Source organism: Listeria rocourtiae FSL F6-920, from assembly GCF_000525975.1.
Taxonomy (GTDB): Bacteria; Bacillota; Bacilli; order Lactobacillales; family Listeriaceae; genus Listeria_A; species Listeria_A rocourtiae.
The window spans coordinates 19,677-40,484 of record NZ_AODK01000001.1; the positions used below are offsets into that span (position 1 = coordinate 19,677).

Below are 20,808 nucleotides of genomic sequence, written 5' to 3' on the forward strand. Positions count from 1 at the left end.
CGGAATGAAATGGAAAACGACGTTAAATGGCTTGCACTCTTACAAACCAGGAAAGCGTGAGGAACAAGTGATGGCTGAGCTTGGTTTGACGGAAATTACGAAATTGTCTTCAAATGAAAATCCGCATGGGGTTTCTGAAAAAGTTACAGATTATTTGAAAAATGTGGATATGAATGTTGAAATCTATCCTGATGGTTGGGCATCGGACTTACGGGCGCAGCTTGCTATATATCACGGGGTAAAGGAAGAAGAACTTGTTCTCACAAGCGGTGTTGATGAATTGATTGCACTTTTATCACGAACGTTATTATCTCCTAAGACGAGTACAGTCATGGCAACACCAACATTTCCGCAATATCGTCAAAATGCGTGTATTGAAGGAGCAGAAGTTCGTGAAATTGCGTTAACGAAAAATGGTGATCATAACTTGCCGGAAATGCTTGCAGCAATTGATGAGACAACGAGCATCGTTTGGCTTTGTAATCCGAATAATCCGACAGGCAATTACATAGCGCTTGATGAGATTATTCACTTTTTACACCAAGTACCGAAGGATGTTTTAGTTGTGCTTGATGAGGCGTATATAGAGTACGTGGAACCACAGCCAAAAACACATACGGCGCTGATTTATGAATTTTCGAACCTTATTATTACGCGCACATTTAGTAAGATTTACGGTTTAGCTAGCTCTCGCGTTGGCTATGGCATTGCAAACGCCGAGATTATTGGCCAAATTAATATTGTGAGGCCACCATTTAATACCACAACAATGGGGCAAAAATTAGCTCAAATCGCGTTGGTGGACCAAGATTTTATTGCGCAATGTCGTGCGAAAAATGCGGCCGGTCGCAAACAATATGAGCTTTTTGCAGCACAAAATGAAATGGTTTTTGTCTATCCTTCACAAGGTAATTTTGTGCTAGTGGACATTGGGCAACCTGCAGATGATGTATTCCGTTATTTAGAAAAGAATGGTTATATTGTGCGCTCTGGTTCTGCACTTGGCTTCCCAACAGCGGTTCGGATAACGGTTGGTACAGAGTCGGAAAATGCAACAGTTATCAAGTTGTTACAACACTTAGTAAAGTAAGGGGTTTTGGATGATGAAAGGAACAGTCGTTATCGTCGGACTTGGTCTGATTGGCGGATCTATCGCACTTTGTATTCGTGCGCGACATCCAAAGGCTCATATTATTGGTGTCGATATTTCAGAACAAACGATTTTAGCAGGAGATTCGCTTGGTATTATCGATGAGGGAACGACGAATTTAGCGGATGTAATTGCTGATGCAGACCTGCTTATTTTTTGTTGTCCAGTACAGCAAACAGAAAAAATTTTTAGCAGAGCTGCCAGGGTTTCCATTGAAAGACAATTTACTGATAACAGATACGGGAAGTACAAAAATGCGAGTGATGGAACATGCAGCGACGCTTCAGGAAGCGGGATACACGTTTATTGGGGGGCATCCGATGGCGGGTTCTCATAAAAGTGGTGTGACGGCAGCTAAATCGTTGCTATTCGAAAATGCTTACTACTTGCTGACGCCAAGTGAAGGTGAAGATCCGAAACATATAGCGCTTTTGCGAGAATGGCTAGAAGGAACGAACGCGAAGTTTTTAGAATTATCGGCTATGGAGCATGATAACATAACCGGGATGCTGAGTCATTTACCACATATTGTGGCGGCAGCACTTGTTAATCAGACGCGTGATTTCACACAAGAACACCCAGCTGCCTTTCGCTTAGCGGCAGGCGGTTTTCGTGATATTACACGGATTGCTTCTTCTGATCCAACGATGTGGACGGATATTTCGCTTTCTAACAAGGATACGTTACGCAAATTGCTCGGAAACTGGCGAGATGGTATGAATGAAGCGATTGCTATGCTAGAAAAAGAAGATAGTGATGGGATTTATCAATTTTTTTTGATATGGCGAAGGAATTTCGTGATTCGCTACCAGTTCATCAAGAAGGTGCGATTCCGTCTTTTTATGATTTATTTGTTGATGTACCTGATTATCCAGGTGTTATTTCTGAGGTCACCGGTTTTCTGGCACAAGAAGAAATTAGTTTGATTAATATTAAAATCTTAGAAACACGAGAAGACATCATGGGTATTTTACAGATTACATTCCAAAATGAAAAAGACCGAGAACGTGCGAAGCGTTGTATCGAAAAATATAGCCATTATCAATGTCATTTTTAGGAGGATAACGATGCAGTTAATGACGAATAAGCAAGGATTAAATGGGACCATCCGAGTTCCTGGTGATAAGTCGATTTCTCATAGAAGTATTATGTTTGGTGCTTTAGCGAAGGGAACGACAACGGTGACGAATTTCCTGATGGGTGAAGATTGCTTAAGCACGATTGGTGTATTTCGAGCTCTAGGTATCACAATTGATGTATCACCTGACAAAATAGTGGTGCACGGTAAAGGCTGGGATGGTCTGCAAAAGCCAGCCGGAATTCTTGATGTTGGGAATTCTGGAACAACGATTCGTCTGATGTTGGGAATTTTGGCTGGGCGGTCTTTTGATACGATGATTGAAGGGGATGCATCGATTGCGAAACGTCCAATGGGGCGTGTGATGGAGCCGCTTCGTGAAATGGGTGCTGCTTTTGAAGCAAAAGAAGATAATTTTGCACCAGTGAAAGTTATTGGAACAAACTTACGCCCGATGGAATATACGCTACCTGTTGCTAGTGCTCAAGTGAAAAGTGCGATTATATTTGCTGCACTGCAAGCAAAGGGTGAAACAACAATTATCGAAAAAGAAAAAACGCGGGATCATACAGAGCAGATGATTCGTCAGTTTGGTGGTGAGGTTGCAGTGGATGACCTTGTGATTCGTGTTTCAGGCAACCAACAATTCCAAGGACAAGCAGTGGTTGTTCCAGGCGATATTTCCTCCGCAGCATTTTTTATTGTTGCTGGCTTAATCGTTCCTAACAGTAAAATCCGCTTAGAAAATGTCGGTATTAACCCAACGAGAACAGGAATAATCGATGTTGTGAAAGCGATGGGTGGTAAAATTACCGTGGAAAAAACAAGCGCTGCTGGGGATGAGCCTGCTGGAACTATCACTGTTGAGACAAGCGAATTAAAAGGCATTGAAATAGGTGGTGATATTATTCCACGTCTTATTGATGAATTACCTGTTATTGCTCTTTTAGCCTCTCAAGCAACTGGGAAAACAACTATTAAAGATGCGGAAGAACTGAAAGTGAAAGAAACGAATCGTATCGATGCAGTTGTTGCAGAACTTTCAAAAATGGGTGTAGCACTCGTTGGAACAGAGGATGGTATGATTATCGAAGGACAGCAAGCATTGCATGGTGCTACAGTGAAATCATACGGTGATCATCGTATGGGAATGACTTTACAGATTGCAGCATTACTTGCAGATTCAGACGTAATTTTAGAAAATGCTGAAGCTATCAACGTGTCCTATCCAAATTTCTTTGAAGATGTGGCCTCTTTATATTAATTTGAGAAACTAAAATGCTGTACACGTAATAAAAACGTGCGCAACATTTTAGTTTTTTTTGTATGCGCCATTTATATAACGAGATCTGATTCGTGCATACCACAATGGTAACACTTGCAATGGATGGAAATTCAGGGTATTACATCTTGTTTTGGCTAGGATTGGATGCAGGGTATAGTTAAGAAGAAAGTGTTGTTTGACTTGATGGAAGAAGCCAACATAACTATGGAATCAAAAAAGACTGTTTGACTTGTTTTGACCTTTCCGTTATAATAAGCCTACGAAACTAGGAATAGATGTGAGGAGATAAATGATGAAATTTGCAGAGCAGATGTTAGCGGCCTTAGAACAGGAAAATTTACCTGAGGCGCAGAAATATTTTAAGCAAACCTTACAGGATGGAACGGATGAAGAACAATACTGGTTGGCAGAACAATTAATGCAACTAGGTTTTTTGGAGGAAGCAGAAGATTTGTATGAACTTTTGCTGGCGAAGTACAAGGATGAGGGAGAATTACTGGTTCGCGCAGCAGAGGTTGCAATTGAAAAGGATGATATTGAGGGTGCGATGGCTTATTTAGAACAAGTTAATGCGCAAGATGAGGCATATCCGGAGAGCTTACTAGTGCTCGCTGATTTATATCAGATGCAAGGTCTTTTTGAAGTGACAGAGGCGAAGTTACAGCAGGCGAAAAGTTTATTGCCAAATGAGGCAGTGATTGATTTTGCGCTAGGTGAGTTTTATTTGTCAACGGCTAGGTTCGCATCGGCGGTTCAGAGTTATCAGGCGGTTCTTGACGCTGGTGTGACAGAGATTGCTGGGAGTCAAATTTTTGAGCGAATTGCGGAGAGCTTAGCGAGTAGTGGGTCGTTTGAAGAAGCGATTCGTTATTATGAGATGGCGATTGTGGAACAAGAAGATGTGAATACGTTATTTGGGCTTGGATTGACGAGTTTTCAGGCGAAGGATTACACGAAGGCAATTTCGGCTTTGGAGCGTTTGAAAGAGCATGATCCGGGATTCACAACACTGTATACGTACCTTGCAAAGAGTTATGAAGAAAATGGCGAACAAGAGAAAGCACTAGAAGCTTTGGTCGATGGTTTGAAACAAGATGAATTCAATAAGGAACTGTTCTTAGAGGCTGGAAAATTAGCTTGGAAGAATGATCGGGTTGCGGATGCAGAGCATTATTTCCGTCAGGCGATTGCGCTTGATCCAGAGTTTATTGAAGCAATTTTAGAGGTGAATAAAATTTTGCTTAAAAAAGGATGATTATGAGAGTGTTGTGGAGCTTATGGAATCTTTGGAACGCGAAATTGTTACAGAGCCGCAAATTTTTTTGGGACGTAAGTGTTGCATATCAAGCATTAGATAACTATAATAAAGCAAAAGAAAACTATGAATTGGCGCACCCTCATTTTATCCAGAACCCAACATTCTTGAAAGAGTTTGGCTTATTTTTACGAGAAGATGGAGATATGGTCCAGTCAGGAGAAGTATTGGCTCAGTATTTGAGGCTTGAGCCTGGTGATGAGGAAATTTTAAGTTTGTTAGGTTATTAATCCCCATTTTAATGGGAAGGAGTGAGTGAAATGGAAGCATCAATTAGCATTGAAGACAAGAAGGAATTTGTTAGATGGTTATTAAATAAGCACCAGATGAAGATTAGAGAGTCTATGTGGATTCTAAATTATATTGCTGGTCATGATCAAATTATGAAATATGTTCACTTCGTTGATAATGCGGAAGGGTGCCCTCGTGGACTGGTACTCACTGCTCTCGGGGTGGATGATGAGCCGTTTCGTTTCTTTAAGGGAAATATTGTGACAACAAATCCAGAGAAGGCGTTTCATGATATTCGTTTAAACTGGGATGAGGATATTTATATTCAGTTGCATTTCCCAGATAGTTTGACATCGCCTCGCTATGCTTTTGTACGAGAGGACAATCCATTTGAGGAGCTGTTAATTTCGGATAAGGAAAAAGAACTGGCATCACAGTTCTTGGATACGGTTGTGGAGCATTTTTCAAAAGAGAAATTGTTGCTAGAAATCGATGAAGCGCTAGATGCGCATGATGAAGAGCGATTCCAAAGTTTGATGGAACGGTTCAAGCAATATAATTAAATGTATAGCACTTATCCTTTTCCTATGGGGTGAGTGCTTTTATTTAAGTTTTGTAATTTTTTTGGTATTATAGGAAATAGAGTTTAAACGGGGGTGTAGGATGTATCGTTACTTAGTGAATAGGTCATTTTTACGGTTGCTGTTTGTTGTTAATTTTTTGGGAGCTGTATATGGATACATTTGGTATATTCCGCAATTGAAAATTACCGAACCACGGTTTTGGGTGTTTGTACCGGATAGTCCCACGGCAATTTTGTTTTTTGTGTTTGTATTGGTTGCTTGGATGGTGAAGAAACACTGGCCATTGATGGAGGCGTTGGCTTTCGTTTGTCTGGTGAAATATGGATTATGGGCTGTTGGTATGAATATTGCTTATATGATAAATCTGGGCTATTTAGATATGATGAGTTTGATGTTATTGACGTCGCATGGTTTGATGGCGATACAGGGACTTGTCTACGCTCCGTTTTATCGCATAAAGTTTGAGCATTTTGCAATTGCTTCGATTTGGGTGTTACATAACGATGTCATCGATTACTTATTTGGCCAGATGCCTATTTATGGCGGATTAGATCAATATTTAACAACGATTGGTTATTGCACATTTTGGTTGACGATGTTTGTTTTGTGGACGGTTTATGAAAAAACGCTAAAAAAGAACGCTTTTAAATTAGAATTTCCTCATGAAACTTAAAAAGTGTTGAGGTTTGGTGCTTTCTCCTATATAATTATTGGTATACGTAGTAGTTAGGATGGGGATGTTTAATGAGTATTCAAATGTATATTATTTATTTTCTGGTTGTAGCACTAATTCCTTTATGGGCGCAGTATCGTGTAAAAAGTACGTATTCACACTATTCAAAAGTCGCAATTCGTACGGGGTTGACGGGTGCACAAGTGGCACGTCAAATTTTAGATGCGAACGGTTTGTCTCATGTTCCTGTTCAAGAAACAGGTGGTGTTTTGAGCGATCATTATGATCCTCGCAAAAAAGCAGTGTTCTTATCATCGGCGAACTTTAGTGGTCGTTCGATTGCGGGAACAGCGGTAGCAGCACATGAAGTTGGGCATGCAATTCAAGATGCGCAGAATTATTCCTTCATGCGTTTTCGTTCAGCGCTTGTCCCGATTACAATGTTTAGTTCGAATGCCTCATGGGTGTTCTTAATTATTGGGATGTTGGCAACATTACCGAATATGATGTTAATTGGAATTGTTTTAATGGCAATCGGTGTCTTGTTCCAATTGATTACTTTGCCGGTTGAGTTTGATGCCTCTAAACGCGCACTTGTGCAGATTAATCAGCTTGGTCTTGTTGAATCAGATGAATTACCGCAAGCTCGTAAAGTGCTAAGTGCAGCCGCAATGACATACGTTGCAGCTATGGCAGTAGCCGTTTTAGAGCTTCTGAGATTGGTTTTAATTTTTACAGGCATGAATCGAAATTAGTATAACAAAGACGCTCTTAGATGGGCGTTTCAGATTGTAGAAAAACCAGTTTTCGTAGACTATTCGCTGAACTTCAGCGTGTTGACAAATGCTTAGATTCTAGGCAAAGTCGAGCACTGAAGCGGAGCATACATGGGTATGTGAGCATCGGCGCGCAGGCTTTAACAACGGAGATGAGTGTTTGTCGACACGCTGAGACGCTCTTAGATGGGCGTTTTTTTTGATGGGGAGGAGGGGTTTATAATGGATTTTGATGTCATTGTTATCGGTGGCGGGCCTTCTGGACTTATGGCGGCCATCGCAGCAGCAGAGAAGAATAAGCGAGTATTGCTCGTTGAAAAAGGTCCAAAATTGGGTAGAAAACTGATTTTATCTGGTGGCGGTCGTTGCAATGTCACTAATCGTAAGCCTGCAGATGAAATTATTAAGAATATACCGGGAAATGGTCGTTTTATGTATAGCCCGTTTTCGGAGTTTAATAACGAAGATATCATTGCTTTTTTTGAAAAACTAGGCGTTGCGTTAAAAGAGGAGGATCATGGTCGGATGTTTCCGGTAACGGACAGCGCGCGTTCTGTTGCAGATGCGATGATTTCGAGGCTTGAAAAGCTACATGTGAAAATCTACATGAAAACACCGGTAAAACGCGTGAACTATCAAGATGGACAAGTCTCTGGGGTTACACTGATGGACGGGCAAGAAATTGGTGCTTCAGCTGTTATCATAGCTGTTGGCGGGAAATCGGTGCCACGAACTGGTTCAACCGGAGATGGCTATGCGTGGGCAAAAGAGGCAGGACACACCATTACAGAATTGTACCCGACAGAGGTGCCAATTACTTCGCGTGAATCATTCATCAAAAGTAGGGTATTACAAGGGATTTCTCTACGTGATGTGGCGCTTTCGGTGTTGAATCCAAAAGGAAAACCGATTATCACGCATCAAATGGACATGATATTCACGCATTTCGGTGTATCAGGACCAGCAGCACTTCGATGTAGTCAATTCGTGATTCAAGGGTTAAAAAAATTCGCCGTTCCGGAGTTGACCATGATGATTGACTTTTTCCCTGATGTAACAAAAGGAACACTGGAACAAGAAGTAATGGGATTTGTAAAGGATAATCCTAAGAAGGCTGTGAAAAATGCGCTGAAATCAATCATGCAAGAACGAATGCTAATATTTTTATTGGAACGTGCGGAAATTGATATCGATGCGGATTGTATCTCAGTGGCACAGAAAAAATGGCAGGCATTTATCGAAGCATTGAAGAAATTTACATTCCAAGTGAATGGGACACTAGATTTTGAGAAGGCCTTTGTGACGGGTGGTGGCGTTTCTGTGAAGGAAATTATGCCTAAAGAGATGCAATCGAAGTTGATGGCAGGCTTATTTTTCTGCGGTGAAATACTAGATATTAATGGATATACAGGTGGTTATAATATTACATGTGCGCTTGTGACAGGCCGCCTGGCTGGGAACAATGCAGCATTGCGCTAATTTTGAAGGGTGGGAGATGTTTTCTCTGCCTTTCTCTTTTTTTAGGATAAATATAATAATGTGTATCATTCTTCTACTATTTTTCTATAACTATTGCGATATTTTTTTGGAGTACAATGAAAGGTTTCCGTGAATTTTTTATAAAAAAAGGTAAGATTTCGATAACCAATTTGCTGACAAATTTCTTCGATAGAATAAGTCGAATTTTTAAGTAATGCACAAGCATGGTTGAGACGTATATCTTGAATCATTTTCATGAAAGTGGTGCCCGTTTGTTTTTTTAGATAGCGACTCAGATAACTGGCATTGAAATTGAAGTGGGTTGCGACATCTGTTAGCGAACAAGTTGCATAATTTTTTTCAATGTATTGCAGGACGTCACCAATGTACTGTTGATTAGTACTACGGCATTCAAGTGATTTTTTTTGCGTGTAAGACTTTAATAACTCGGAGAAAATGATAATCATGTAAGCATTGATAGCATCTAGTGAGTAGGATACAGGGTCCAAATAGTACACTAATAAGCCACTAATTGCATCTTGTAATATTTCGCTATCATCGGTGGTAAAAACAATGTATTGGTCATGGCTATGGGTTTCGGAAATAGATCGGACTGCAAATTCTGAAATAATATTATTAGATGCTAGACGATTTAACATATTAGAGGAAAAATACTCCTTCTTCATTAAAATATTCACTAAAATATCAGAATCTGAGGTATTCGAAATTCGATGTACTACATCTGTGTCCAAAATACATAAGTCGCCTTTTTCTAATATAAGTGTTGTATCGTCAATAGTGATATGTGCTTGACCACTGTATACATAGTTAATTTCAATAAAATCATGGGAATGCAAAGGTGTATATGCATAGCGATTATGCTTAAATACTAATAGCGGAGAAGTATGCAGATGTGTTGATATATGTCTGTTAGAATCGATAGCCTTTTGTAGATGCTTTTCAAATGTATACTTAAAAACACTATCCCCAGATGCATTCGTATATACCTCAAAATCAGAATAATCATCCATTGACTCTGATACTTGATTATTTTTATACAGTTTTTCTCGTTCTGTTAGTTGATGCAGATAATTATTTATGTCATTTTTGTTCATGATAAAATCCTTCCTGTGTAAAAAACGGTTAGTCAATTTGTCATAAAATGATATTATAAAATGTGCCTGACTTTGCTACAATAAAATTGTTAGCGTTATCATTACTTTAACTACTTCATCTAAAAATGTCAATGATACATCAACAAATAGAAATGATAAGCGACGCAACTCGTCAGTAGCAGAGTTCGTTTTCCTAGAAAAAAGCAGTTGTAAAAATATAGCAGACAGTGAGAGGTGTTCATTTGAAAAAAATAAATAAAGTAAAGATAAATGGTTTGAATGTACCGCTTGCAATCGATGTCCATAAAGAAATTTTAATTGATTGGAGCAAGGAGGCGGTTTGTCAAAGGCACTATCATTTAGCAGTGATACACGATGGAAAGTGTATTTATCAAGAAAAAAAAACAGGAGGAGAGTAAAAAGAGAACATGGATTAACCTTCCATCTTCGTTAGCTCATACAGGTAGAGAGCGATTCATTGTTACATTATTTATTGAAGATGGATCTGGACAAGTAATCGAACTAGAAAAAGAATTTTATTCAAGCAACCCACACATAAAAAACGCCAGTTGGATTACTCGCTTAGATAATCCAATTAAAAAAGAGTACGAATATTTTAAAGAAGAGCGCACAATTATTCTAGAACGCTTGTTTTGGATAGAAAAAAAGCCAGAAACTACTTTTATCGATCTATCGGGATTGGGTTATTATACATTAAAGGTCAATGGTAGGCGTGTGCATGATACGTATCTTACAAGTGATGTAACGAATTATGATTGCGTCGTTTACTATGACACTTTTGAAATTAGTGACAAACTTATACAAGGCGAGAACATCATTCAAGTGGAACTAGGGAATGGTTGGTATAATCCAGCGCCTCTTCATATTTTAGGAAAGTATAACGTTCGCAAGCATTTAGCAATTGGGAAACCTTGTCTCTTAGCACAGCTGACAATGAATTATGGAGGCAATGAGACAGAAATAATAAACACAGACTCAAAATGGCAGACACAATTTGGACAGTTATTAGCTAATGATGTCTACATAGGGGAGACGTATATAGACGAAAAAGAGCAACGAGAAGCACAAACGGTTATCATTCATGGGCCAAGCGGTCAATTAATACCTAGTAAAATACCTAAAGTTAAGCGAAAGAAAGCATTTAGACCAAAGTTAGTGCGGCAACAAAGAAATGAACAAATCTATGATGTAACGGAATTGATTTCGGGGCAAATCGCTATGGACATTAGTTCGTCATTTTTTGGGACTATAAAAATGAGCTTTGCTGAAAAAATAGACGTTACGCAAGATTTGGATTTTACGACAAGTATTAGTGGGATTTATGGAATTGATGGTGGACAACAGCGAATAAATCATGATGATCCAATTATTCAAGTAGATCGCATTCACAAAACGAAAAATAAAGCACTTCACTTTGAAAATGAATATACTTACCATTCTTTTCGCTATTTAAAAATAGAGATAGAGGACTGTGAAGTATTTCCTGATTCACTAATTAGTAATCTAGTAGCTTATAAAGTGCATACAGATTTAGAGGAAATCGCAACTTTCACATCATCGAGTCAGGAATTGAATGCGTTATGGCAAGCTGGAATTAATACGAAATTAAACAATATACATTCTTACTTTGAAGATTGCTCGCGGGAGCGGTTTGGATACGGTGGGGATATCGTAGCTTTACTGGACTCACAATTAGTATCATTTGAGGTGCAACATTTATTGGAAAAGGTTTTTACTGATTTTGCGAATAATCAAACGCCTCATGGAGGAATTACTCAAACAGCACCTTATGTTGGAATAATGACTCATGGACCTTCTAATGGTGCAGGATCTATTGGTTGGCAATTAGTTTTTCCAAAAATAGCGCAGGCGTTACTGAGCAGGTTTCAATCAGTTTCATTTGTTAAATCTTATCAAAACAAGCTAGAAAAGCATATCGATTATTTACTAAGCTTTGATTATGATTACATTAAATACTGTTGTTTAGGTGATTGGGGCTCAAGCGATACAATTATTAAAAATGGTAAAGTACACACCCCAGATCAGCTATTTTGCACGGCCACTATGTATGCGATTATTTTACAGGCATATCTTCATTTATTTAAGACACTGGATCAAGGCAATGTTCGCATCGAACGAATGCTCCAGAAAATAGCGAGTGTTAAAAATAAGATTGTGGAAGAGTTTTATCACGAAGCAGGATTTTTTGCTTCTGGCACGCAGTCAAGTTACATTTTTGCACTATATGGTGAGTTAGTTGACGAAAATAAAGACCTGGTGGAGCATAATCTGTTAGCCTTGCTTGAAGAAAGACAATGGGTTTTAACGATGGGGATTTTTGGTATGTCATGGGCATATGAAATCTTGCCAACATTAGGACAAAATGTGAATATTTTCAAGTGGTTAACGCTTGATTCAAAAGAAAGCTATCAAGGTATGTTAGAAAGTGGAAATAACGTTCTTAGTGAATATTTTCCTGCGATGCCTACTACTGCTGTTCAAGAAGAGTCATCCATCAATCATGCGATGTTTTCCTCATTTAGTAAATGGTTCATTCAAGATTTAGTTGGTCTGAAATTAAGTGAAGATCATAGTTTTCTAATGATTCAGCCTTTTTTTGCTGAAGGGTTGGAGAATGTTAAAGGTCAAATTGAATCGGATTACGGCACGATCAGCTTGAAGTGGGAACGACATTCTGCAGAAGCATATATCGTTAAGGTTAATATCCCAGTTGGCCTTGACTATGTGATAAAGGAAAATGAAGAACAAACGATTGTGGGAAAAGAAGGGAAGTTTATAGAAGGTGTTTACGAATTAGCAATTAGCTATCAGATAGTGGCGAGGGAGGACTAATTGTATTGTCAGTAGTTCAAGGTTTTACTATAGTAAAAGAGGAGGAGAACGCTAAATGAAAGAAGAAATTGCTCTAATTTTAGCTAGTCATGGAGATTTTGCTAAAGAGGCATTAAATAGTTTAGAAATGATTGTAGGACAGCAAGAGAATGTGAGTACTTTATCGTTGTACCCTGGTGAGGACTTGCCAGATTTTACAAAAAGGATGGATGATGCCTATAAAAATTTAGATCATATAAAAGGTGCGATTATCCTTTGTGATATTTATGGAGGAACACCAAGTAATGCTGCTATGGGTATGTTAATCAAATACCAAGATGCAAAAGTTGCTGCCTACTCGGGCTTAAATTTACCAGTTTTATTAGAATTATCTGCATCCAGGAAACTAGACTATATTGAAATAAAAAAAAATTATAGAAGAAACAGCTAAATTAAGCTGGATAGAGTTAAAAAATAATAAAAACAATACAGCGATGGAAGGCGGGCTCTAAAATGGGGATTGAATTAGTAAGAATTGATGATCGCTTGATTCATGGACAAGTAGTTACAACATGGGTAAAGCAAAAAGAGATTGAGCAAATATTAATCATTAACGATAAAATAGCGAATGATGAGGTTCAAAAGTCAGTTTTTGATTTGATGGCACCGCAAGATGTAAATGTTCGGACTTTTGGAGTGGAGGAGTTTATTCAAATAACAAAGAAAACACAGATAAAGAGGAAAACATTACTATTATTGACAAATCCGGAAGATGTATTAAACCTGAAAGTTGGAGGGGTTTCTTTTTCAAAATTAAACCTTGGGGGGATGAAATTCACTCCTGAACGCAAGCAATATACCAAATCAATTTCTTTAGCTGAGAGAGATAAAGTAGCTTTGAAAAAATTATCGGAATTAAATGTTGCTATTTCTGTTCAAATGATTCCGTCAGACAAACCGATTCTACTTACCGAGTTGTTAGGGAAGGAGGGATAATAGATGCTTTTTGAGTGTATCTTATTAGCCTTATGGGCCGGGATTTGTACCGTTGATGAGAGGACTTTTTGGTTCGGTACTCCAAAGGCAATCATAGCGGGGTCTGTAGCGGGTGTTATCATGGGAGACATAACGACTGGCTTAATTATTAGTGGTACATTACAGATGATGTGGCTAGCTAATTCAGCTATTGGAGCCTACATACCACCAAATGAAGCAACTGGATCTATTATTGGTGTTGCGATTGCTATTATGTCTGGTGGAGGGCTTGCGACAGGATTAGCAGTTGCTATTCCAACAGCGCTATTGTGTCAACAAATCATCATGCTGACTAACACATTAAATATTATTTGGGTTCATAGAGCGGATAAGGCTGTAGAAACAGGAGATTTTGATAAGGTAGCCCGTTATAATTTATTAGGTATTCCGTTAAGCTTTGTTGCAGGGGCTATTCCGGTATTTATTGCCGCTTATTTCGGTGGTCCCGCAGTCGAATCAGCTCTAAAATTTATTCCAGAGCAAGTTTTTGATGGGCTAACCGTCGCAGCTGGTATCATTCCAGCAGTTGGTATGGGAATGTTACTCATGATGATGATGGGAAAAAACATGTGGATATTTTTACTTTTAGGATTTGTGTTTGCAGCTTACCTTGATTTGGGAACAATTGCGATATCGATACTAGGTATTTGCTTCGCTGTATTATATGATTTAATTATCAATAAAAATGAAGAGCAGAATAAAGCAGTGAATTCAACTATAGATGAGGAGTATGATCTTTAATGAGTGAGGTAAATGAGGGAAAAATCACGAAATCCGATTTGAATAAAGCGTTTATCCGTTCTAACTTTTTGATGGCTTCTAGTAATTTTGAGAGGATGCAGGCTCTTGGCGCGTATTATTCGGTGGTCCCAGCATTAAAAAGAATCTACGCAGATCGCCCAAAGGAAGAACGGGTAGAAGCAATTAGAAGACATCTGGAATTTTTTAATACCAATCCGTATGTATATGGACCGATTTTAGGAATAACTATGGCAATGGAAGAGCAGACAACCGAAGTAGAAAAAGAACCTGTTATTTCTGTGAGGACAGGCTTAATGGGACCATTTGCTGGGCTTGGGGATAGCTTGCTGGCAATGACTGTAGTACCTATCTACATGAGCATTGGTGCTGGTTTAGCTATTGAAGGAAATCCTCTTGGTCCGATTCTTTTCTTCGTATTGTTTAGTGTCACCATATGGCCGATAAAATATAAAGGCTTATTTTTAGGCTATAACAAAGGTTCAGCGTTATTGACAGGGGATAACAGTAGTAATATTTTAAGAAGGGTTTCGACGATGGGGAATGTTGTGGGAATGATGGTAGTAGGCTCGTTAATTGTTTCTACGGTTAAAATAACGACACCCATTGAGTATTCTGTTGGAAAGTCTACCTTTAAGTTGCAGGAGATGATTGATGGCATCATGCCAAATTTCTTCCCGTTATTAGTAACCATACTAATTTATGTATTATTAAAAAGGAAAAGCGCTAAAAATGCTGTAGTGATTATATTGGCAATTATGGTTATTGGAATGGTGCTCTCCATGTTGGGGATTTTAGGGTAGTAATTTAGCATGGGGAATGGAATCGTTTAGGCACAACTTAAATAAATCAGCACTATATGTAAAGAAAGATTCACCTCCTAGCGAAAAAAAGGAGGTGAATCTTGTTTTTATGTGGAAATGAGCTTTCCTCGTGTTATTTTTTCATTATTTCTTCATATTGCCTAACCCATTCATCTACGGTGACTTTACTAGCTAGTTCACCGATAAGTTCGTATGGGATTTTCTTTGGATTTGTGAACCGGATGCAACCTTTCCCCATATTGAGCTTGGTTGTCATATGATTAGGATATTCTGCTTGAAACCATTCTAAAAGTGGGGGATTGCCTTGTAATCCCATGTGATAGACAGAGATGTGCTGTTTTTGCGCGGCTATGGCAAAAAAAGGAAGAGAAATGTTTGGATCACAGTGATAACCATCTGGGTAGCGTGATTTTGGAACGACATAGGATGGCATACCATATTGGATTTCTTTTTCAAAGCCCTCTGGAATATTTGTGTCAACTATTTGCATTAATTGGGCAAAAGCTTCTTTTTTATCGGGTGCTACGTCGTCAAGGTATTCTTCAATTGTCATGTTCTTCCTCCTAAATCTTGCATAAATTGTGCCACAATTTGATCACGGCGCTCTAGAAAAATCGTATTATCCCGACTTGGATGAACGCGGTTTGTGAGTGCGATTAATGCTGTTTTTTTAGACAAATCGATAACCATAAAAGTACCAGTGAAACCAGTGTGGTAAATAGCAAAATGGTCGCCAGATGGGACTAAATCCCAACCAAGGCCACGAGAACGATTCAGATTAGGTGTGTAATTTTTAGCAATACGAATGATGCTTTCTTCTTTAAGAATTGGTGCGCCATCATGAAGTAGCGCTTTTGTATAACGAATCAGATCCGGAAGGTTACTGAATAAACCAGCATGTCCGGCAATACCGTCCATTTGCCATGCCTTGAAGTCGTGTACAATACCTGTAATTAGACCACGATTTGGGTGATCTTCGGTTGGAACGCAGGTATGTGGTGAATTGGGATGATAGCTGGTATTTTCTAAACCTAGTGGCATCAAGATGTTGCGTGTGACTTGGGTTTCTATGTCATCACCAAGCTGTTCGATGATATAACCGAGCAACAAAAAATTGGCATCAGCATATGTGACGTCTGTTCCTGCAGGAGTGATTTGTGGAGTTGCTATACAATATTGGTATACATCTTCTTTGGATTCAATTGTGTATGCCGGAATATTTTTGGCTAATCCGGAACTGTGAGTTAAAAGGTGTAAAATAGTAACTTCTGAGTAGCGAAAATCTGGCAAGAAGTCCTGAACTTTATCAGATAGTTGCAGGTTTCCAGATTCTATTTGTTGCAAAATAAGTGTTGTCGTCGCAATTACTTTCGTTAAGGATGCAATATCATACACTGCATCAGGTTCTAAAATTACTTTTTCAGGGAAGAATTGTTTCATTCCAATCACGTGTTGTTTCGTACGGTGAGGTGTGATAATGGCGTATGAAATTCCAGGCACAATGCCATCGCTGACTAGCTTTTTTAACATTGTATCTAACATAAGCGTTCACTCCTTGTATTCAGGAATCCAAATGGCATCGTTTACTGCTTCCAATGGATTCGAAATGGTACGTCTATTTAATCCAAGCTCAATCGTTTTTTCGACAACAGCTAGTGTCACCGCATGGGAGGTTTCGCGTAAAGTTGCGACGGATGGTAATAAAGCTGCGCCAATTGTATGAATATCTTGGACTTGAGTAGCGACTGCATGGCTAGCTGCTGCTAACATATCATTTGTAATTTCACGGGCCTCAGTAATAACTGCAGCTAGGCCTAATCCTGGGTAAAGTAGAGCGTTGTTGGCTTGCCCGATAAAATAGGTGTTGCCATCGTATAAAACCGGTTCTGATGGACTTCCAGTGACAACGAGGGCGCTACCTTTTGTCCAAGTAATTAAATCGTGCGCAGTAGCTTCCGCGAGCCTTGTTGGGTTAGATAATGGCAAAATGGCCGGACGATCAACATGACGACTCATTTCTAGTACAATCTCCTCTGAAAAAGCTCCTGTCACACCGGAACAACCGATAAGCATCGTTGGTTTTACGTGTTGCACAATGCTCTGTAAATGCGTCAACTGTTCTGAAAATTGGCCAGCGTCCCGCGCATATTTTCTCTGTCCAGAAGTAAGGTCTGGTAAGTCGGAAGTAAGCAAGCCAGGGCGGTCAACTAAGTAAAAACGAGATTTTGCCTGTTCAGCAGTTAATCCTTCGTTTACCATCATTTCGGCGACCAACTGATCCGCAATACCAATACCTGCTGTCCCCGCCCCAAAAATAACAATGCGCTGCTCGCTTAATGGCATTTGAGAAACACGTGTTGTTGCAAGTGCAGCGGATACGACCATTGCGCCTGTACCTTGAATATCATCATTAAACGTACATAATTGCTCACGGTACATTTCCAAAATTCGGCTCGCATTATCACGACCAAAGTCCTCCCAGTGAAGGACAGCTTTGGGGAAACAAACTTTAACAGCATCTACAAATCGAGCGATAAAGGCATCATATGCAGTCACTTTTAAACGTGGCGACTTGTTTCCAAGGTAGCGTGAATCCTCGCGCAATGCCTTGTTATTTGTTCCTGCATCAATAACAATAGGCAACACGCAATCCGGCGCAAGCCCAGCGGCAACTGTGTATACAGCCAATTTTCCAATTGCGATGCTGACGCCGTTTAAGCCCCAGTCTCCAATACCTAAAATTCCCTCTCCATCAGTAACTACAATCATTTTAATATTATCTCGGTTTGGCACATTATTGTTGAAGATAGCGACTAAATCGAGCGTGCTATCTGCTTGCAGGAAAAGCGCATCTTGCGGGTTTTCCCAATTCTTATGGTAGTGCATCACAGCATCACCAATCGTTGGTGTATAAATAATAGGCATCAATTCCGTTACGTGATCGATTACCACTTTATAAAACAAAGTCCGGTTCTCATTATAAAGCGCCATCAAAAATAGATGTTTCTCAAGCGGTGTTGTTTTCGTATGTAAGGCCTCGTAAGCTCGAGCCGCCTGCTGATCTATTGTTTCAATTGTTGCAGGAATCAAGCCATCCAATCGCCACTTTTTTCGTTCCGCAATTGTAAAAGCTGTTCCCTTATTTTGCAATGGGTCATGTAAGCGTGTATATCCATTCATCATTTTGCATCCTACTCCTTTAGTCATCTTGTTTATATTCTACACTAGAAGTAGCTAAAAAATCGACTAATTTCCCTGCGCTTGTCAGAAATGTTCGGAATTTGTATAATGAGGAGAGTGAGGTGGGTACATAAAATGGAGAAAATCGTTATTATTGGTGGAGGAATCGTGGGAATGACAGCTGCGTATTTACTCGCTAAACAACAAAAAGAAGTCATTGTTATTGATAAAAAGGAGGCAGGTCAGGCAACGGTTGCAGCTGCTGGTATTGTTTGTCCATGGTTATCAAAACGTCGAAATAAAGTATGGTATGAATTAGCGAAAGATAGCGCCCGTTATTACCCATTATTGATGCAAGAACTAGCACAAGATACGACGCGGAATACAGGATACAAAATGGTTGGTACGCTTTGTTTACGGGAAGACGAAGCGAAGTTGGACGAGCTTGAACAAATTGCGCTTAGTCGTCGTTTGGAAGCGCCAGAAATAGGTGAAATCAAACGCTTATCAAAAGCTGAAACGAAAGCGAAATTTCCAATTGTGGATGCAGCATTTGGGGCTGTTTTTGTGAGTGGAGGCGCACGTGTAGACGGGAAATCACTGGTTTTAGCTTTGGCAGATGGAGCAGAGAAATATGGGGCCAAGATTATTCGCGCTAAGGCACGTCTTAAACAGCAAGGGAAGACGACTGTAGTCATAGCAGGAGATCAGACAATCCTTGCTGATAAAATCATTCTCGCAGCTGGCGCCTGGTTGCCAGAATTAATACAACCGATTGGGTTAAAAGCGGCGATTCATCCGCAAAAAGGGCAATTATTACATCTTCAATTTGAAGATATGGATACAGATGATTGGCCAGTCGTTTTACCACCAAGTGCTAAAAGTATTGTGCCATTTGACTGTGGTCGAGTAATTATCGGAGCGACACACGAGAATGCAGGTGGATTTGATTTAGAAGCGACAAAAGATGCTACGATAGAAATCCTAACAGAAATTGCGCGCTTTGCTCCGGCTGTGAAAAATGCAAAATTGGCGGAAATCCGGGTAGGTACACGACCATTTACACCAGACTTCACGCCAGTTATTGGAGCCTTGCCGACTGCCAAGCATATTTTTGTAGCGAATGGATTGGGTTCATCAGGACTTACAACAGGGCCTTATGTTGCCCAAATTCTTGTTGATTTGATGCAAGGGAAGACACCGAAAACAGATATTACCGGTTTTGATCCGAATAATGCTATTACTTCATGATGCGTCGAAGCTGTTTCAAATATTGGTGTTTCACGAAAAAATAATAGACGGATTGAACGACGACAAAGATACCAATCACGATACCAACATTTTGCCAAATATTGAAATCAAGTAAATTCTGTAGTGCGACGAATGCTACAAGTGAATGAATAACGGCTACAAAAAGTGGTAAGAAGAACATAATACGCAACTGCCTTGCTACAATTTTGTGCAGTTCTTGTTTGGTTAAACCAATTTTGAATAACATTTTGTACTGTTGCTCGTCTCGTTTCAAATCGCTATGCAGGCGTAAGTAAATGAAACCTGCCGAGAATGTGTAGAATACAGCACCGCAAAGAACAGTGAGTAAGAGAAGTATGCCATTTAGTTGTTGTATGTTTTGCCATTGTAGGGCGAGTGATTCAAACCCTACATATTCTCCTCTTTCGGTGTTTTGTTTTTTAGTATTCCAATTTTCAATATAGGTTTGGAGTTTTTTCCCGATGACCGCTGTCTCTTCCCAATCATCTGTGTGGAAAATAGTATACGCTTGAATAGTATTAAAACTGTCTTCCGGTTTTTTGTTCGTTTTTTGTGCCGTTTTCCATACCATATCAATATCCTCTTGATTAGCTAGCATTATATTCTCATAATTAGACAAAAAGCGATTAATTGGCGTTGCTCGATCCACGGGAAGCGTTATTTTTGTCGTTTCTAGTTGAATTGTCATGCTTTTTGGTACTCCATCTCTAGGATTAAAGTTTATGCTTGGAAGCAAAGCCACACTACCGATAGGGATTTGGATTTCTTTCTCGTTTCTTAATTTCATCAACTTGTTGTAGTCTTCGATAGATAAGAAAGTGAAACTCTTATTGATATCGGTATTGACCACACTAAAAAGATGACCATCTGCTTGTTTATAAGTGCGTGTATCATCTTGTTGAAGCAGCTTTTTTGTGTATGAAATAATATCTGGATGAACTTTATCTTGATCAAAAGCTGTATAGGTAATCGCGTACGGGTTTTCTGACATTTCTGCAATACCGCTACTACCAATCGCTGAGCTTGTTCCCATCGCTGTAATTGCAGTTGCTGAAATGACAGCTACGAGAAAAAAAAAAAGTGCTGACATTATCACGCATCTGATAAATCAACTCAGAAAAAAGTAAGCAAATTAGTTCGCTTGAAAAAGAACGATTGGCGTCTCCGAAGACGTGTTAGCACAAAAAACAAGCAATTGA

The 20,808-nt window shown here is 39.4% G+C and carries 18 protein-coding genes and 2 pseudogenes; 15 read left to right on the forward strand and 5 right to left on the reverse strand.

Annotation, left to right across the window (positions count from 1 at the left end; genetic code table 11):
* The first annotated feature begins 4 nt into the window (after window positions 1-4).
* The 8 genes and pseudogenes from hisC (at window position 5) to PROCOU_RS00150 (ending at window position 8,571) form a co-directional block, all read left to right on the forward strand.
* The gene (hisC, locus tag PROCOU_RS00115; RefSeq protein WP_036068894.1) at window positions 5-1,090 is read left to right on the forward strand and encodes a histidinol-phosphate transaminase; all 1,086 of its coding nucleotides are present in this window, start codon (window positions 5-7) and stop codon (window positions 1,088-1,090) included.
* A 13-nt stretch (window positions 1,091-1,103) separates the two neighbouring features.
* A pseudogene (locus PROCOU_RS00120) lies at window positions 1,104-2,207 on the forward strand (prephenate dehydrogenase).
* Between the two features lie 10 nt (window positions 2,208-2,217).
* Window positions 2,218-3,492, forward strand: a complete 1,275-nt coding sequence (gene aroA / locus PROCOU_RS00125; RefSeq protein WP_036068895.1) for a 3-phosphoshikimate 1-carboxyvinyltransferase — start codon at window positions 2,218-2,220, stop codon at window positions 3,490-3,492.
* 313 nt (window positions 3,493-3,805) lie between these two features.
* Window positions 3,806-5,058: pseudogene (locus PROCOU_RS00130) on the forward strand (tetratricopeptide repeat protein).
* A gap of 30 nt (window positions 5,059-5,088) precedes the next feature.
* On the forward strand, window positions 5,089-5,622 hold the full coding sequence (locus PROCOU_RS00135; RefSeq protein WP_036068896.1) for a ReoY family proteolytic degradation factor: 534 nt from the start codon (window positions 5,089-5,091) through the stop codon (window positions 5,620-5,622).
* A 100-nt stretch (window positions 5,623-5,722) separates the two neighbouring features.
* Window positions 5,723-6,316, forward strand: coding sequence for a lipoprotein heptaprenylglyceryl N-acetyltransferase LhaT (gene lhaT / locus PROCOU_RS00140; RefSeq protein ID WP_036068897.1), 594 nt, complete (start codon window positions 5,723-5,725; stop codon window positions 6,314-6,316).
* Window positions 6,317-6,387: 71 nt separating this feature from the next.
* Window positions 6,388-7,071: a zinc metallopeptidase gene (locus tag PROCOU_RS00145; protein WP_036068898.1), complete on the forward strand. Its 684-nt coding sequence runs from the start codon at window positions 6,388-6,390 to the stop codon at window positions 7,069-7,071.
* 243 nt (window positions 7,072-7,314) lie between these two features.
* A complete protein-coding gene (locus PROCOU_RS00150) occupies window positions 7,315-8,571 on the forward strand; it encodes a BaiN/RdsA family NAD(P)/FAD-dependent oxidoreductase (protein ID WP_036068899.1) in 1,257 nt (418 codons plus the stop codon).
* A 65-nt stretch (window positions 8,572-8,636) separates the two neighbouring features.
* Here the strand turns inward: PROCOU_RS00150 and PROCOU_RS00155 are convergent, their stop codons facing one another.
* Window positions 8,637-9,686 carry an AraC family transcriptional regulator gene (locus PROCOU_RS00155; protein ID WP_051993969.1) on the reverse strand — a complete coding sequence of 350 codons (1,050 nt, stop codon included), beginning with the start codon at window positions 9,684-9,686 and terminating at the stop codon, window positions 8,637-8,639.
* A 242-nt stretch (window positions 9,687-9,928) separates the two neighbouring features.
* On the opposite strand from PROCOU_RS00155, the gene PROCOU_RS17620 reads away from it, so the two are divergent.
* The 6 genes from PROCOU_RS17620 (at window position 9,929) to PROCOU_RS00180 (ending at window position 15,136) form a co-directional block, all read left to right on the forward strand.
* The gene (locus tag PROCOU_RS17620; RefSeq protein ID WP_159101165.1) at window positions 9,929-10,105 is read left to right on the forward strand and encodes a hypothetical protein; all 177 of its coding nucleotides are present in this window, start codon (window positions 9,929-9,931) and stop codon (window positions 10,103-10,105) included.
* Window positions 10,062-12,560 (forward strand): alpha-L-rhamnosidase-related protein, encoded by a 2,499-nt coding sequence (locus tag PROCOU_RS00160; protein ID WP_077913268.1) that lies wholly within the window; start codon window positions 10,062-10,064, stop codon window positions 12,558-12,560. The genes PROCOU_RS17620 and PROCOU_RS00160 overlap by 44 nt, the downstream gene beginning before the upstream one ends.
* A 55-nt stretch (window positions 12,561-12,615) precedes the next feature.
* On the forward strand, window positions 12,616-12,990 hold the full coding sequence (locus tag PROCOU_RS00165) for a PTS sugar transporter subunit IIA (RefSeq protein ID WP_051993972.1): 375 nt from the start codon (window positions 12,616-12,618) through the stop codon (window positions 12,988-12,990).
* 62 nt (window positions 12,991-13,052) lie between these two features.
* Complete coding sequence (locus tag PROCOU_RS00170) at window positions 13,053-13,535, forward strand: PTS sugar transporter subunit IIB (protein ID WP_036068903.1); 483 nt, start codon at window positions 13,053-13,055, stop codon at window positions 13,533-13,535.
* Between the two features lie 3 nt (window positions 13,536-13,538).
* On the forward strand, window positions 13,539-14,315 hold the full coding sequence (locus PROCOU_RS00175; protein WP_036068904.1) for a PTS mannose/fructose/sorbose/N-acetylgalactosamine transporter subunit IIC: 777 nt from the start codon (window positions 13,539-13,541) through the stop codon (window positions 14,313-14,315).
* Complete coding sequence (locus PROCOU_RS00180) at window positions 14,315-15,136, forward strand: PTS system mannose/fructose/sorbose family transporter subunit IID (protein ID WP_036068905.1); 822 nt, start codon at window positions 14,315-14,317, stop codon at window positions 15,134-15,136. The genes PROCOU_RS00175 and PROCOU_RS00180 overlap by 1 nt, the downstream gene beginning before the upstream one ends.
* Window positions 15,137-15,269: 133 nt before the next feature.
* On the opposite strand, the gene PROCOU_RS00185 is transcribed toward PROCOU_RS00180, so the two are convergent.
* The 3 genes from PROCOU_RS00185 to PROCOU_RS00195 are packed head-to-tail and all read right to left on the reverse strand — an operon-like array spanning window position 15,270 to window position 18,340.
* Window positions 15,270-15,710 carry a DUF1801 domain-containing protein gene (locus PROCOU_RS00185; protein ID WP_036068906.1) on the reverse strand — a complete coding sequence of 147 codons (441 nt, stop codon included), beginning with the start codon at window positions 15,708-15,710 and terminating at the stop codon, window positions 15,270-15,272.
* On the reverse strand, window positions 15,707-16,699 hold the full coding sequence (locus PROCOU_RS00190) for a serine hydrolase domain-containing protein (protein WP_036068907.1): 993 nt from the start codon (window positions 16,697-16,699) through the stop codon (window positions 15,707-15,709). Before PROCOU_RS00190 ends, PROCOU_RS00185 begins: the two co-directional genes overlap by 4 nt.
* Before the next feature lie 6 nt (window positions 16,700-16,705).
* On the reverse strand, window positions 16,706-18,340 hold the full coding sequence (locus PROCOU_RS00195) for an NAD-dependent malic enzyme (protein ID WP_036068909.1): 1,635 nt from the start codon (window positions 18,338-18,340) through the stop codon (window positions 16,706-16,708).
* 132 nt (window positions 18,341-18,472) lie between these two features.
* Here PROCOU_RS00195 and PROCOU_RS00200 point away from each other — a divergent pair, with 132 nt between their 5' ends.
* Window positions 18,473-19,588 carry an NAD(P)/FAD-dependent oxidoreductase gene (locus PROCOU_RS00200; protein WP_036068910.1) on the forward strand — a complete coding sequence of 372 codons (1,116 nt, stop codon included), beginning with the start codon at window positions 18,473-18,475 and terminating at the stop codon, window positions 19,586-19,588.
* On the opposite strand, the gene PROCOU_RS00205 is transcribed toward PROCOU_RS00200, so the two are convergent.
* A complete protein-coding gene (locus PROCOU_RS00205; RefSeq protein WP_036068911.1) occupies window positions 19,578-20,699 on the reverse strand; it encodes a hypothetical protein in 1,122 nt (373 codons plus the stop codon). The genes PROCOU_RS00200 and PROCOU_RS00205 overlap by 11 nt on opposite strands.
* Window positions 20,700-20,808 lie beyond the last annotated feature (109 nt).

Excerpts from the sequence above, each read along its gene's own strand:
- lhaT (WP_036068897.1), top strand. The coding sequence starts at position 5,723 with ATGTATCGTTACTTAGTGAATAGGTCATTTTTACGGTTGCTGTTTGTT.
- PROCOU_RS00145 (WP_036068898.1), top strand. The coding sequence starts at position 6,388 with ATGAGTATTCAAATGTATATTATTTATTTTCTGGTTGTAGCACTAATT.
- PROCOU_RS00150 (WP_036068899.1), top strand. The coding sequence starts at position 7,315 with ATGGATTTTGATGTCATTGTTATCGGTGGCGGGCCTTCTGGACTTATG.
- PROCOU_RS00135 (WP_036068896.1), top strand. The coding sequence starts at position 5,089 with ATGGAAGCATCAATTAGCATTGAAGACAAGAAGGAATTTGTTAGATGG.
- PROCOU_RS00160 (WP_077913268.1), top strand. The coding sequence starts at position 10,062 with ATGGAAAGTGTATTTATCAAGAAAAAAAAACAGGAGGAGAGTAAAAAG.
- PROCOU_RS00180 (WP_036068905.1), top strand. The coding sequence starts at position 14,315 with ATGAGTGAGGTAAATGAGGGAAAAATCACGAAATCCGATTTGAATAAA.
- PROCOU_RS00175 (WP_036068904.1), top strand. The coding sequence starts at position 13,539 with ATGCTTTTTGAGTGTATCTTATTAGCCTTATGGGCCGGGATTTGTACC.
- PROCOU_RS00170 (WP_036068903.1), top strand. The coding sequence starts at position 13,053 with ATGGGGATTGAATTAGTAAGAATTGATGATCGCTTGATTCATGGACAA.
- PROCOU_RS00185 (WP_036068906.1), bottom strand. The coding sequence starts at position 15,710 with ATGACAATTGAAGAATACCTTGACGACGTAGCACCCGATAAAAAAGAA.
- aroA (WP_036068895.1), top strand. The coding sequence starts at position 2,218 with ATGCAGTTAATGACGAATAAGCAAGGATTAAATGGGACCATCCGAGTT.
- PROCOU_RS00155 (WP_051993969.1), bottom strand. The coding sequence starts at position 9,686 with ATGAACAAAAATGACATAAATAATTATCTGCATCAACTAACAGAACGA.
- PROCOU_RS00190 (WP_036068907.1), bottom strand. The coding sequence starts at position 16,699 with ATGTTAGATACAATGTTAAAAAAGCTAGTCAGCGATGGCATTGTGCCT.
- PROCOU_RS00195 (WP_036068909.1), bottom strand. The coding sequence starts at position 18,340 with ATGATGAATGGATATACACGCTTACATGACCCATTGCAAAATAAGGGA.
- PROCOU_RS00205 (WP_036068911.1), bottom strand. The coding sequence starts at position 20,699 with ATGTCAGCACTTTTTTTTTTTCTCGTAGCTGTCATTTCAGCAACTGCA.
- PROCOU_RS00200 (WP_036068910.1), top strand. The coding sequence starts at position 18,473 with ATGGAGAAAATCGTTATTATTGGTGGAGGAATCGTGGGAATGACAGCT.
- hisC (WP_036068894.1), top strand. The coding sequence starts at position 5 with ATGAAATGGAAAACGACGTTAAATGGCTTGCACTCTTACAAACCAGGA.
- PROCOU_RS00165 (WP_051993972.1), top strand. The coding sequence starts at position 12,616 with ATGAAAGAAGAAATTGCTCTAATTTTAGCTAGTCATGGAGATTTTGCT.